Source organism: Pseudoduganella sp. GW821-FHT05F09 (genome assembly GCF_059419605.1).
In genome coordinates this window covers 453,839-466,459 of the sequence record NZ_JBWKSD010000002.1, presented here as the reverse complement: position 1 = coordinate 466,459, position 12,621 = coordinate 453,839, and the positions used below count along the sequence as shown (strand labels likewise).

General features: G+C 56.9%; 15 protein-coding genes. 13 read left to right on the top strand and 2 right to left on the bottom strand.

Annotated elements, in window-relative coordinates; genetic code table 11:
• Positions 1-34: 34 nt before the first annotated feature.
• From AC07S4_RS07405 to AC07S4_RS07345, 13 genes are all read left to right on the top strand, one after another.
• Complete coding sequence (locus AC07S4_RS07405) at positions 35-271, top strand: hypothetical protein (RefSeq protein ID WP_494986029.1); 237 nt, start codon at positions 35-37, stop codon at positions 269-271.
• An 86-nt stretch (positions 272-357) separates the two neighbouring features.
• A complete protein-coding gene (locus AC07S4_RS07400; protein ID WP_494986028.1) occupies positions 358-606 on the top strand; it encodes a hypothetical protein in 249 nt (82 codons plus the stop codon).
• A 38-nt stretch (positions 607-644) separates the two neighbouring features.
• Positions 645-854, top strand: coding sequence for a hypothetical protein (locus AC07S4_RS07395; RefSeq protein WP_494986027.1), 210 nt, complete (start codon positions 645-647; stop codon positions 852-854).
• Between the two features lie 775 nt (positions 855-1,629).
• Complete coding sequence (locus AC07S4_RS07390) at positions 1,630-1,950, top strand: hypothetical protein (RefSeq protein WP_494986026.1); 321 nt, start codon at positions 1,630-1,632, stop codon at positions 1,948-1,950.
• A gap of 595 nt (positions 1,951-2,545) precedes the next feature.
• Entirely contained in the window at positions 2,546-2,797 is a 252-nt protein-coding gene (locus AC07S4_RS07385; RefSeq protein WP_494986025.1) for a hypothetical protein, read from the top strand.
• Positions 2,798-2,882: 85 nt separating this feature from the next.
• Positions 2,883-3,197 (top strand): hypothetical protein, encoded by a 315-nt coding sequence (locus AC07S4_RS07380; RefSeq protein WP_494986024.1) that lies wholly within the window; start codon positions 2,883-2,885, stop codon positions 3,195-3,197.
• Positions 3,198-3,205: 8 nt separating this feature from the next.
• Positions 3,206-3,634 (top strand): hypothetical protein, encoded by a 429-nt coding sequence (locus tag AC07S4_RS07375; protein ID WP_494986023.1) that lies wholly within the window; start codon positions 3,206-3,208, stop codon positions 3,632-3,634.
• Positions 3,635-3,766: 132 nt separating this feature from the next.
• Complete coding sequence (locus AC07S4_RS07370) at positions 3,767-3,991, top strand: hypothetical protein (RefSeq protein ID WP_494986022.1); 225 nt, start codon at positions 3,767-3,769, stop codon at positions 3,989-3,991.
• Between the two features lie 86 nt (positions 3,992-4,077).
• Positions 4,078-5,157 carry a TIR domain-containing protein gene (locus tag AC07S4_RS07365; protein WP_494986021.1) on the top strand — a complete coding sequence of 360 codons (1,080 nt, stop codon included), beginning with the start codon at positions 4,078-4,080 and terminating at the stop codon, positions 5,155-5,157.
• A gap of 30 nt (positions 5,158-5,187) precedes the next feature.
• Positions 5,188-5,403, top strand: coding sequence for a hypothetical protein (locus AC07S4_RS07360; protein WP_494986020.1), 216 nt, complete (start codon positions 5,188-5,190; stop codon positions 5,401-5,403).
• Positions 5,387-5,893 carry a hypothetical protein gene (locus AC07S4_RS07355; RefSeq protein WP_494986019.1) on the top strand — a complete coding sequence of 169 codons (507 nt, stop codon included), beginning with the start codon at positions 5,387-5,389 and terminating at the stop codon, positions 5,891-5,893. The genes AC07S4_RS07360 and AC07S4_RS07355 overlap by 17 nt, the downstream gene beginning before the upstream one ends.
• Positions 5,894-6,212: 319 nt before the next feature.
• Entirely contained in the window at positions 6,213-6,572 is a 360-nt protein-coding gene (locus AC07S4_RS07350; protein ID WP_494986018.1) for a hypothetical protein, read from the top strand.
• Positions 6,573-7,076: 504 nt separating this feature from the next.
• On the top strand, positions 7,077-7,481 hold the full coding sequence (locus AC07S4_RS07345; protein ID WP_494986017.1) for a hypothetical protein: 405 nt from the start codon (positions 7,077-7,079) through the stop codon (positions 7,479-7,481).
• 504 nt (positions 7,482-7,985) lie between these two features.
• Here the strand turns inward: AC07S4_RS07345 and AC07S4_RS07340 are convergent.
• Positions 7,986-8,267 (bottom strand): hypothetical protein, encoded by a 282-nt coding sequence (locus AC07S4_RS07340; RefSeq protein WP_494986016.1) that lies wholly within the window; start codon positions 8,265-8,267, stop codon positions 7,986-7,988.
• A gap of 360 nt (positions 8,268-8,627) precedes the next feature.
• Positions 8,628-12,404: a hypothetical protein gene (locus AC07S4_RS07335; protein WP_494986015.1), complete on the bottom strand. Its 3,777-nt coding sequence runs from the start codon at positions 12,402-12,404 to the stop codon at positions 8,628-8,630.
• Between the last annotated feature and the right edge of the window lie 217 nt (positions 12,405-12,621).

Genomic DNA, 12,621 nt, shown 5'->3' with positions numbered 1-12,621 from the left:
GACAACCGGCCGGTGCCGGCGCAAGGAAATTCGCATGAATAACAGCAAAGTCACGGTGCTCGCTACTTTCCCCACAGCGCAGGCCAAATCTTCACCGACTGGTGCGGGCTGGTGGTTGGACGGTATCCATGAGGTGTTTGAAGTGAAGGCCACGACGGAATCTCGCCTTTGGGATGAAGCTGCCAAATGCATCCATCGCTACCCTGATGCGCAAGAGCGCTACCGGCTGAAGGTCGAACATTACGCTCAGCTTGCGGCAAGCAATATCTGATCGAGGAAATTTAGCGCCATCAGGCGCACCGTGCTGGCCGGCAGCCAGCGACTTGAAAGGCCGCCTTGTAGCGGAAAGTGGTCGCCATGAATTTGAACCAGGTGATGACGATCTACCGCAGTGCGGTCGATCAGGCCGCAACGGACGCAGAAGGCCCGGAGTGGTGGCGCGAAGTGCAAGCCGAGATCGAGGCGGTGATCGCGGCGCCGACGAGGACAGCAGCTGCTGCGATCATCGCCTGGTGGAAGTCCGAATACGAGTGGGCGCAGTTTAACGACTCGCCGGCACGCGCCGCCGGCCGCATCCGCCAGGCCGCGAAAGCTGTCTTGAAATAACAGGAAAAACGGTATAAACCATTTATCGGAAAAATCAGATGGACGACTATTCGCTGAAGGCAGGCTTATACCTGCAAAGGAAGATCGCGGAAGCGGAAGCAGCCAGTACCCCGGAGCAAGCGGCGCTTAAAGAAAAGGCGCGCCATGCATTCTCGGTACTGGAGCAAGCAACCGGTGCAGAAGTTCGGCCAGCTCTTAAAGCTTGGCTCGCGACCATAGATGCACACTTGGCCTCAATCAGCCATTAATTCAAGGAAATCATGGCAGAGCGCTCTGATGCACCAGGACCAGGTGTACCATGAGGTGATGAAATGCCAGCGATCCAGCACGACGCGGATCGGGGCTGGGTACCGGTGCCGCGTGATGACGAAAACGCGGTCTACACTGCCGCCCTATGGCCAAACCACGATATTCGGAACTTGCTTACGTTGGAAACGCGCCCTGGCGGTGCCCGCACCCAGCCGGCAGCTGGATAGGATGGGAGTTCATTATGAATCTGATGATGCTGTTCGTAGGCGCTATGCTGTTTAGTTCCCCGGCATTTGCCGGAAAGGTTCACTGGGGAAGTTCGAAGATTGATCGCGTTGATGCATGCAGGACAGCTCATAGTAATGCTGATGGCGATGCATTGAAGCGAAACAGATGCATTAAATCGTGCTTTGGGAAAAAGGGGGAACCCAAGCCCCAAATGTGTTCCTATGACAAAAACACGGAAACACATTGGTGCCGTGCTGTGACGCACAATCAGAAAGGCACGTGTGGTATTTATGAATTTCCCGTAAAAATTAATGGCCGATTGTAAGGCAAACAAAATCCCATGCACCACCCATGCCGACCACGAGTCGGTATGTTCAATGAAAGCGTCGGTTTGGTGCCGGCCCGGAGGGAGGTGACATGATCGCTATCATAGTCCCCAGTTACGCAAAGCGCTAGCTGCGGTTGAGGTCGGGAAGGAATGAGACGACCTAGCGCAGTGCTTGGCCAGTTAGGAACCGTCGGCATAGGCCGGAAAGAAAAAATTATATGACTATCCATTCGCAAGACAGCCAATTTGAGAATTTTCCAGATGAAAACACGTCCCCGGTCTACGTCGAGGACGGGAACCTTTATGTGAGCGCGACGGAGTGGAGTCGCTTGTGCGGAGAGCAGAGTACTGGACCGCTCGTCAGCGTTCTGAGTGACGCGCGCGGGTTTCTTTCGCGCGGCAAGGCGGTTAGGTTGAAGCGCGTGGACGGCGGCATATCGGTCAGCGCCGACCAGCCGAACCAGTTCCAAGCAATCCTTGACGATGCCAATCGCCGCCGTGCCAATTTTGGGCTGGCACCAGCAATTCCCCTTGATTGATCAAGGAATTTCGAGGGTATGAAGAAGCGCACGACCTCGACACCATTGGAGCCGCTGAGCCCGTTGCATTACAACGAGGACCGCGTGATGATCGGCCACCAGGTGGTTCCGATGGACCGGCCAGCCGATGGAGTGTTTTGGTGTTCCGTGTGTGGCGGCCACCCTGACGATCCGATCCATCAACCTGGGTACGAACCTTAAAGGGATTTTGCGCGATGACCGACAGCTACGCCAGATGCCAGTGCCACGATGATTGCACCTACCCTGATTGCGCTTGTCCACGGGAAGTTGGTCAAGCCGGCCGCTGCGTGCCGTTCTGCCATTTCGAGATGTAGACGAATAGGGAATCATGCGCCGCACCTTCAAAGACCCTCGCGTCCAGCAAACCTACGACAGTTGTATGGCCACGCGCCCGACGCAGAAAGAGCACGCCACAGGGCAGGCGTTTTTCTACGGGTACGAGAACCCGGCCGAGAGGCCAACGTCGCCGCGCTGCGGACTGGCGGGAAGCCCAGCGCGGGCAGCGTGGGCGGCAGGGGTTGATTGCCGCCGCGCCGATGAGAAATTGAAGTCAACAACCTAACCCGGAAAATGCATGAACCGAATTTATAAATTTCTGATTGCCGTAATCGTGGTGAATGGTCTGCTATCTACTGCCGAGATCGGACTCGAAGGAAATGAACGCCAGGAATTTAAATTGCAGCTGGACCTGATGAACCGACTTCAGACCGCTGTAAATTCTTGGATCGTGGAGAACGATCTTCAATTCGAACGACCAAAATTCATCGCGTACATGTCTGAAGAGCTGCATGTCGCAGGTCCTGATCTGAACATCCAGCTGATCTAGAAAAATACCGTATAAACGCTTTATATATTAATCGCGCCTGCGGCGCCCGCAACGGCCGGAAGCCGATGAATCTATGAGGATAGCCATGGTAGTTCGCGTTTTTGGTAACACCTGCTTGAATCCAGACGCCGTTGGTAAGCTGGAAATTGATACAACTTTCGAACCCAACGTGCGTATTACGAAAACTAGCGTCTTCGATCTGACTGGCCAGCACGTATTGCTCGTTGCGACTACGCGTGTTGCTACCGATGTGGAGGCAAAGGAACGTGATCCGATCGCCGTAGAGCGTGACAACCAAATCCACGCGAACATTCGTGTCGCATTGCGGGATCGGCGCGATGCGGCGTCATATGAAGAGATTACCGAAGCGATCGAGATGCGCAAGCGCGGTCTCGACTAAGGAAAACGATGATCGATATTGACTTGCTTCATCAGCTTGGAGACAGGTGTCGCCAAGGGCTTCTGAGCTTGGTGAATAAATCCGGCTCGATGTTCATCGATTTTCCCGTAGGTGCGTGCGGCCCTGCGGCCGAGTTGGTCGGACGGATTTTGAAGGAAGAAGCGGGATTCGACGGCGTGTACGTATGCGGGGTTGGGCATCCAAGATTGGACCCTAACCAAACACATGCATGGTATGAGGTCGGGGAGTACATCATCGACATCACCCACGATCAGTTCAAGGGTACTGGACTGTCAGGTTGGATTTTTGCGCGAGGAAATGGGTGGCACACAGAGTTTGAGCACTTAGGCCCACGCGATGGTTTTTGTATGCCTTCCGGCTGGCCGTGCTATCCATTTGAGGGATACGCGGCGATCCAGTCGGCATTGGCGAAGTGAGGAAATTCTCGATGTCAGTTTATGCGTGGGGCGCGTGCGGATTCGTGGTCGATGATCGTGCAGTGAACGTCCTGAACCACTTCCTCGCCTCGCGCTGCGCAGTGGCCGGACAATCGGCCTGATCGGAAAATAATGAAATTTACTGACGAAGACTTCAACCTGCTTCAGACGATACACAAGTCGGCATCGCTCAACTTTCCCAGTCCCTCCAACGTCGTTGAGGCCGCAAAACCATTTATAGAATCTGGAATTGTTTCGGTGGCAGGCCAGGTTGCAAAGAACGGAGCGGCGGACCTCTCAGTGACAAATGAAGGTAAGTGGAAGTTGTTGGCCGCAGGCCGCAAACTCCGGGATTGATTTGATCGAGTAAACTAGCCCGGAGCCAAAAGGTGCCTGGCCGGCCGGATGCTGGGATTTTGAAAGGCCGCTAAAGGACGGATTAGATGATGACTATCGATCAAGATGGACCTTCACCAGTGATACTAGCGCTTGCCAAATGGGTCGATGGGGAAGTTGTAAGTAATGAGGCGCTGTACCGTATGCAGCAATTCGGATTCATCCATCCAGACCCAAAAGGTAAGCTGCAGCTTACGCCTCCAGGAAGGCAGGCGCTGGAAGAAAATGGCTTATCTCAGGCCGTAGGTAACGAAATTTGCACGATAACCCAAGAGATCCAAAAATCAAAAATCATGAGTCTTGAATTCCTCCGCACACCTTTCGAAAAAGCCAACTATTTAGCTTCGGCACTGTCATCGCACGCGAGCGGTGGATCAGCTGATGATAACGAGTACAGCGCACTTCGTCAGGAACTGTTGTCCATGCCGGACATCGAAGGGTTGGTGCCGTCGTTTGTTCGGTTAAACAGAGACCTCACCTCTTTCTGGCACTTCATACAACCAAAATTCAAGACATACGCGGAGCGGCGTACCTTTATCTCGGCACAGTTCACTCCTTTGTTAGATTTTCTAGAGTTCGGTCAGCGAGATCGCGACGTGTCACCTAAGCCTCCAGCTATGCCACGTACGCCAGCACCGCTTGGTGTGGGTAGTGCTGCCGTCAGCGTGCCTATTGCTCGAAACAAGCGAAAGGTATTTATCGTGCATGGCCGCGACAACGAGGCCAAGCAGGAAGTGGCTCGCTTTCTATCCGGGTTGGGGTTAGAGCCCATTATCTTGCATGAACAAGCAAGCGCAGGGATGACGATCATCGAAAAAATTGAACGATATGCAAATGATGCAGATTTCGCTCTAGTGCTATATACACCGTGTGACCACGGGCGTGGGGTACACGAAACTAAGGTCCCTGCACGTAATCGCGCGCGCCAGAACGTCGTGTTCGAACACGGCTATTTGATGGCCAAACTCGGCCGTGAAAACGTCTGCGCGCTTGTTAAAGGAGAAATCGAAACTCCAAACGACATCAGCGGCGTCGTTTACGTATCATTCGATGGATACGGTGGTTGGAAAATCGAAGTAACAAAAGAGCTGCAAGCCTGCGGCTACGAGGTGAAGAGTATTGGGTAGTTAGCAGCGCTGCAAACACCGAGGAAAATCATGGGAAGCGTTTTGGTAGCGTTTGTGACGATTGATGGCGGCGATGGGGGTAAGGTCTGCGTCGTCCGAACCGCAGACGTCGGCAAAGCCTTGGTTGCTTTGCATGGAGCACCGGAGCCGGGATTGCAGGTGGTTGCGCGTATCGAATATGCCATGCGCTCGGCGGCCGATGTCGTCGCGATGGAGGCATTCAATAGGCTTGGACTGGGTCACTGAGATCAAGGAAAATAGTGCCGGAAACCGTATAAACGATTTACAAGGGAAAGTAATGCAAAATGATCGACTGCGTGTCTCGTTTGAACCTGAATATGTAGCCGCCATCGGCCTCGCCATGTTCACGTTCGCGCGCCTGGAATGGGATGCAATCTGGTGTATTGAAAAGATGAATTTCGGTTCGATATCGACCATGCCTGACCGCACAGCTGGCGGCATCGCGAAAGAACTCGTTAAGCTCGTCGCCGCGCGTGGACTACTTCAATCAGACCCGTTTGTCGCCGCCGCAAATGATTTTCAGCGTCTTGTTGGCACCCGCAACGCGATTGCGCATGGTAAGCCAGGGACCGCTCCTGGAGGCGGCCAACGCCTGTTTCGGGATGGCGTGGCTTGGACGGTCGAAAGCCTGAATGCAGCAAGCGATGAGTTCACAGAGTGTCAAATCCGCATGAACGATATTCTGTACGGCTACCTCGGACACCCGAAAGCTTAAAGGAAACTCATGCGCACGAGGGAACGACGAGTCGCACTCGGCGGCTTACGGGTCAACCCGGAGGACGAGGGTCACGACTAGGTCCGTTGTCAGTATGACCAACCCGGTCTTGATGGTCGCCATCCTTGGGATTGCGTTCGGCACCAGGTGGATCGCGAGGATCGCGGCCAGGACCACGGTCGGAGTGATCTCCTCGGTCCGGGCTGTTTGGGTCAGGGCCGTTTCGCTCAGGGATAGTAGCTCCTAAAATTAAAGTATTAATAACGAATTGTTGCTGCTACACAGTAGCATAGGATGAAACAAATTCAAGGAAAACGGCATGAGCCAACCTGACCGTTTTAAGAAGCCAACAATCAAAGCGACAAATAGGGCGTATGTGCGGCTCTTTGAAACTTTCTCATCAACGGAAAGCTGGTTGAAATTTCTTGGTCAGTACCAAGTCGAGTGCGTAGGGTTTGGATATCACCGGGCGGGCGATTGCGCGGTTCGTGTCATTGATCCGAAAACTGGAAACCTCGCGATCCTTGGCTTAGAAATTCCGAACCACATTACGTATCACACTCATGCTGCAGAGCGAAGCTTCTGGAATGAGCACTTCTTGAGCGAGACGCAGCGACGGCAAAGGACTTTCGAGGTTGGCTACCCCAAAGCCTCGAAGGATCAATTAGCAAACAGGTAGAGGAAACAGGTAGGATTTGAGGAACGGGTGTCCGCGGCCCGTGCTGTCCACGTCGCAGTTAGGCGCCAGGTGCGCCGGGTTTACAGCGAAGCGGCGGCTCAAGGTCCGTGACAGCGGGGTGTGCTAACACTGACCTTGACGGGCACCTGGGGACTCTGGGACGGGCCCGCGGCCGGCTTCACAGCGCAAGCGGCGGCTCAAGCGGCGTGCCAGCGGGTGGTTGCTGGCGCGACGCTTGAAAGCGGGGCGTCCCCTCTTCGGAGACCGTCCTTCCTTAGCGCTCTGCCTGCCATTTCAGCAACCGGTTCGCTCCTCTATGGGAAAGCCTAGCTTCGGTCCGGTTATCCACACCTTGACGCACAGAAAATGTGGATAAGACTGATTTGCTCGCTCAGAAACTTTCGCGCGCGAAAGTTGTAGGAGGTGTCACCACACCCATCGACCGCGAACGAGCAAAGGACGAATGACGGTATTGTTTATGCAACTATCAAAAAAGGATGAGTAGTGAAGAGAACCGACGATCCACAGGCCGTTAAGGCCGCTACGTTCCGCAACCGCGACGATGCCGAAAGCCAGGTCTGCAAGGCCATAGCCGCGCTGGGCCGGCTGGCCGGCATTGACGTCGACCAGGGAGTAGGTCCCGATGACATTGACGCGGTACTGATCGAGGCGGCGTATCAGAGCAACTTCGACGATCCCCACTTCCTCGGCGGGCCGTGCTGCTTCAATTACGTGAAAACCGCCGATAATGTCGACACCCTCGAAATGAAAGCCGATCCGGTGATACGCGGCCTTGTCGGCTACATCCGCAAGCGCGCCAGCGAGGAAACGCTGCAGCAGGCCGAGGCGTATGCCGCCCAAGTCGAGGCCGCATTCGCTTGGCTCAGAAAAACCGCGCGTAGTCCCTGACCGCCGTTCAATGGGCCTGTCTCACGTTGGCCAGGATTATGAATGCCGCCTCGTCTTTTGCCCGCTATCGTCAGTCGAAACATTGCTCTACAGACGATTTTTTGGAGTGGCAATAGAAGACCCTTATCCTCACCGCCACAGGCTGCATTGCGTTCTTCTGTCTTGGCGATATCAACACGCAGGAATTTTCCACTGCCAGCTATATCGGTGCATTAGAAGGCGCCGCCCAGGCGTGCGCCGAGGCGTTCCCAGTAAAGGCGCCCCTCTACCGCGACAGCCTTTACATGTCTATGAAATGTCACTTAGGGTCGGCGGAGTTTGCGCAATGGCGTGATGGACTAGGTACCGCCCCGCCGCACAGCGCACAGTATCAGCAGGGATACTCGACTGACAAGGCGAGCCTTGCGAGTACAAACGGCGGTCGGGTGGAACAGTGCCGTAGCTTAGAACTGCTGGCGTGCGATTTCAAAAGCCCGCCACGTGGTGCGCTGGACAAATAACAGCTCAGATCTTGTAATTGCCGAAGAAGCGCTTTTGCCAGTTCAACTGGGCATTGACCCGATTCTTGACCAGGTAGCTCGAGTTCGACGCGACCTGTTCGTTCGGATTGAGCGCGGCGCGCGACGACCAGCTCGACGTCGAAATCGCGTCGCTCAGGGCCGACACGTCGGTTGCCTTGGTGACGGTGTAGGACACCGACCAGCCCAGGCCCTTGGTGATGGGCTCGCTCAACGACAGCGTCACCAGGTCGCCACGCCCGAGCGAGGCGCGCTTCGTTTCCAGCACGTTGCTGAAGGCGGAGTTGGCCAGCGCACGAACGGACGCCGGTGCAAGCGGCCCCGGTATTCATGATGGATGTCATTGCGGCCACGAAAGCCGCAATATCGACCGCACTTTGAGCTTACCGCGTGCGTGGGCAAATCCCGCGCCGGATGCATGGTACGCCATCGCTCAGTCATCCGGCGCCAGGGGAACCGGCTGCGACACCGCAATGATGCGCGCCTGACATCCCATCAGAATGAACGGGGGGCATACACCGCAGCCCTCTCTCATCAGAACTCGTAGCGCAGCGTTGCCTGCACGGCCCACTGGGGGGGAGATAACTATGACCGCTCGCAATTGCTGGGCTTTGCTAGCCGTGACATGCTACTCAAATCGTTCGTCTCGGGAGCGATGGCTTGTCGCCTCTCGGTGTCGTTCGACCTCCACAATCGACAACAAACGCGCCTTGGTGTCGCGTGCGTGAGCCTGGTAGGCTGCATCGAACAAGCCAGTCACGTCGTCGATCACGGCCAGATTGTGCGCCATGAGTTCGGCGCGGGATCCGCTCCATGACCGTGGGGAGAGCCGCTCGACGATGAGGTCCAGGGTGTCCTTGGGGCTGCTCGATGTCTCCAGCAACGCGCGCGCATGGTCAGTCAGGGTCTGGCGGCCGGCAACCGGGGTTTGACTCAGCACAGGCAGGAGATCCAGAACGAAGGCCTCACGTTGCGGCCGTTCGCCGCTGCACCAAGCCAGCATTTGATCGGTATCCAAGGATGTGTCAGGGTGAAGGCCATGATCATGCAATTCGCGCAGCAACCGTTTCCCGGCATTCGCTTCGTCTTCGCTTGAACCGTACAGACCGGACAATGTCCCCGCCGTCTGGTGACGGAACATCGTGGTTAACAGTTCCGGCAGGTCTCGCGTTCGGAATGGGTCTGTGCTTACCGATGCGCACAATGCCCGCGCCATGCCTTGTGCGAGCGATTCGCCATCGCTCTCGACCAGTGATACGTTCGCCAGCCGCGCCAAATTGTAGTCGGCATGCTCGTCCGCTGCGCCGAAATCGGCATGCTGCAAGATGGCCCTGCACAGCGGCAGAATGCTGGGCGCATCGGAAATGGGGTTTTGATCGACCACGCTAGGCCAGAACGAAACCACATCGAGCGCGGCTGTGAAGCCGCCTGGCTGCAGCAATACTTCGAGCAGAAGGTCAATGGCCAGCGCTTGCACTTCCAGTGGCGCGGATCCTGCGCCAGCTAGGTAGCGATACTCCGAAATGGGTACCAATCCCTTGTTTAGCGCTGCGCGCAGGCGTGCAACCCCGGCCAGATCCCATCCAAGGGCTTGCTGCAGTGCTGGCAGTGATGGAGCGGCAGCGCTGCCGGCCAGGCATTCATCCAAAATGTGCTGCACTCCCGCCCTGTCCTTCTTCGCGCCTTCAGATAGGAACCCGCGCAGTAACGATGGATTTTGCTTTTCCACTGGCGTTGCCGCTAGTGCTGCCACCAGCACTGCCCATGCTTCAGCTATGCTGCTGACCGCTCGCCCGAGGCCTTGCCCGAACACCTCTGTGCGATCACGCACTTGCAGCAGCCTGGGCGCGAGTTGCGCAAGCACGTCCATCCTGGCGGCGACACGCTCTCCGACTTGTTCGCTTGCCTTTTCCATGCGCGCTGTGTATTGCTGGTAGGTTTCACCGGCGGGACGGCGGTTTGCGACCTGTTTGCTGATTAGAACGACAGAGATGACTTCGCCGACAAGATCTACGGGCGCCAAGTCCGCCTCCAGGTCCTGCATGGCGCTTGCCGTAACACGATCCAGCGAGTGGAGGCGTGATGCTGCGCGGATGGCTTCCCATCCGTCTTGCCAGAATTCCCCCTTGGCGCATTGCCGCATCAGCGCTGCCACGTCATCGCGTAGTGCTGGGGATTGCCACAGATGCTCGAACGACTTTGCCAGCAAGGTTTTGGCAAAGCCTGTATGCGCTCCGTCATCGGCTACTTGCCGGCCAAGGATGGCCAGTGCGCTCCGATACCAATCGTCGGCTTCGGTGTTGGATGCCGGCGCAAGACCAAAGTCGCGAGGCCGTGCGCCGAATGCGAATGAGTAGTTCGAGCTCAGTTGCGTCTGCAGCGCTCGCTGCAGCGCTGCACGGCCAATGGACTGAACCGCCAAGGATCCATCGTTTAACCACGCCTCGATCATCTGCATCCTGCTAGCAACGGGCGCGCGCGTACCCGAATACACGATCTGGAAAAACGAGGCCAGGATGGCTCGCACGTCGCCTGCTGGGGCTTCGGCCGATTCCCCAGTGACGATGTTGAGCAGCAGCTTGACACAACGGCCAAAAAGCTCAGGCTCGTAAGCGATGGACCGCAGCAGCGCGGCATGCCGCCGCCACTGTTTCAGAGCCGTTTTTGGATGCGTGTCGGCGATTCGTTCGAAAGCGGCGAGGACGGCGTCAGGGACAACCGGTGCAACGCGTGCCAGCACTTCGTGTCCGACGTCGTCGAGTGCGCCAATATCGGCGAGTCTGGCACCAGGCTCGAGCCATGATGCGCAGACTTTGACGGCGGCTGGGTTCGCATGCAGGTAGGACAGGCGGTGGGCAAATGAGCGAAGCAGCCGGATGTTGCTGCCGTCGATAAGATTGGCCTGAATCCGGTACGGTGCGATGCTGTCCAAAGCCTGTCCCGCAAGGTGGTTGGCTAGCGCGTGCGGGAGCACTGCGCGCCAGTCCGCGCGGCTTTGCACTAGGTCGCGCCTCATTAGCTCACGCACGTGCATGTAAACATCGTCCGCGCTTTGTCCAGCTAGCACGGCCAGTACTGGCAACTCAGCGTCGGGGCCGTCAAATCGCTCTCCATGGAAGGAGTAGACGAGGGCGCATGCTTGCGCTGCGCGCAGCAAGGCGGGATCTTTCTGCTGCCGTTGCCAGAACAAGCGGTCGAACAGTTCCTTTTGGCTCATGCTGGCCAGATCGTCGGTGGCGCCGACGGTCTGCGCGATCGCGAGCGCAATTCTGGCATTGCCTTCTGCTGCATTCGCAATGGTCGTCGCATCCACAGGGGAAACGTCAGAATGCCTACGCATGATCAGTTGCGCGATCAATGCGGGGGAGGCGGTATCGATGGTCACCACTTGGGTTTGTTCCGGCAAATCTTCGTGGACATCGTACTCCACGGTGATCAGGCTCAGACGACTGCCGGCTTGTGTGCAAACCTTGGTCAGTTCCTGGTGCAGCTCTGTGCCGCAATTGTCGACAATCAGCACGGCGCGCTGCTGCAGCGCCACCAGGTTTGTTGCCATGCTTACCGGCTGAGGTGATGGAGCGTGATTGAGGTCGGTGTAGATCGCTTGGGCTTCTGGCAGCGGGTCTTTGCCTGTGTCTTGGTCGAACAGCGCTTGCACAAAACGGGTCTTTCCTACGCCTGACAAGCCAACCAGACGCACGGATTTACCAGGTTGTCCAAGCTTTTCCCGCAGCTGGCCGATAGCGGTGGTGGCATCAATGCCTTGCTTGCCTGGGCCAACGATACGGATGCGCACGCGCTCGTCGAGCAGATACGGCGAGGTTGCAGCCTCGCTGCGATGGCTCCATGCACCGTACTGGTGCCAGCCGTCAAGCGCGCGTCCCACCTTTGCGCGGAGCCAGAGCATCGCACCTGGATGCTCACGGACCCAGTCCGCCATCCGGGTGCGGTCAAAGAAATCGGTATGCAGTTTTGCCGCATCCGGGCAGTCATGCAGCATGTCGCGCATGGCTTGGCGGCGCTCCTCCAAGAAGGTATAGGAGGTTGAACCCGATGAACTTACGATGATGTATGCGCCACCGTCTGCAGCGAGTTTTGCGATCGACGGCCGAAGTATGTCGCCGGGGCGCATCTCTTTCTTGATCTCCGCTCGCGCCATGTCCGGCTTCTTGACCTGGAATCCCACTTTGGCGCGGGGAACGCCTGGCCCGCTGCCAATTGAAGCGGTAGGCTGGTCAACACGGACATCGATCCCTCCGTCCTTGCTTGTCTGGGCACCGCCCCAGGTCACGTACAGTCCCGAATGGCCCCGCTGCTGGAGTTCGGCTTTGGCCAGCATGGCCACCAACTCGCGCAGGCTTGTGTCGTCGAGATGCAGGATGTCGTCGTTCGTGATGTCTATCATAAGGTCGGATCTTACACGTGAAGTTGCGATTGCGAAATGAACTGCGCGCCGTCTTGCAACAGCGGCTAGGGCGGCTGTTCTTTGCGGCATGCTGCCCTGTTGACGTCAGTGCGCTTTGCTTGTTGCCGGCCTTATCAGGAAGTCGTACAATCGGCGCTGGCTACCGTCGCCTGCCGCACGCGCCCTAAGGGGTACGACGAAGACGGGGAATTCCGTG

Excerpts from the sequence above, each read along its gene's own strand:
- AC07S4_RS07405 (WP_494986029.1), top strand. The coding sequence starts at position 35 with ATGAATAACAGCAAAGTCACGGTGCTCGCTACTTTCCCCACAGCGCAG.
- AC07S4_RS07400 (WP_494986028.1), top strand. The coding sequence starts at position 358 with ATGAATTTGAACCAGGTGATGACGATCTACCGCAGTGCGGTCGATCAG.
- AC07S4_RS07395 (WP_494986027.1), top strand. The coding sequence starts at position 645 with ATGGACGACTATTCGCTGAAGGCAGGCTTATACCTGCAAAGGAAGATC.
- AC07S4_RS07390 (WP_494986026.1), top strand. The coding sequence starts at position 1,630 with ATGACTATCCATTCGCAAGACAGCCAATTTGAGAATTTTCCAGATGAA.
- AC07S4_RS07385 (WP_494986025.1), top strand. The coding sequence starts at position 2,546 with ATGAACCGAATTTATAAATTTCTGATTGCCGTAATCGTGGTGAATGGT.
- AC07S4_RS07380 (WP_494986024.1), top strand. The coding sequence starts at position 2,883 with ATGGTAGTTCGCGTTTTTGGTAACACCTGCTTGAATCCAGACGCCGTT.
- AC07S4_RS07375 (WP_494986023.1), top strand. The coding sequence starts at position 3,206 with ATGATCGATATTGACTTGCTTCATCAGCTTGGAGACAGGTGTCGCCAA.
- AC07S4_RS07370 (WP_494986022.1), top strand. The coding sequence starts at position 3,767 with ATGAAATTTACTGACGAAGACTTCAACCTGCTTCAGACGATACACAAG.
- AC07S4_RS07365 (WP_494986021.1), top strand. The coding sequence starts at position 4,078 with ATGATGACTATCGATCAAGATGGACCTTCACCAGTGATACTAGCGCTT.
- AC07S4_RS07360 (WP_494986020.1), top strand. The coding sequence starts at position 5,188 with ATGGGAAGCGTTTTGGTAGCGTTTGTGACGATTGATGGCGGCGATGGG.
- AC07S4_RS07350 (WP_494986018.1), top strand. The coding sequence starts at position 6,213 with ATGAGCCAACCTGACCGTTTTAAGAAGCCAACAATCAAAGCGACAAAT.
- AC07S4_RS07335 (WP_494986015.1), bottom strand. The coding sequence starts at position 12,404 with ATGATAGACATCACGAACGACGACATCCTGCATCTCGACGACACAAGC.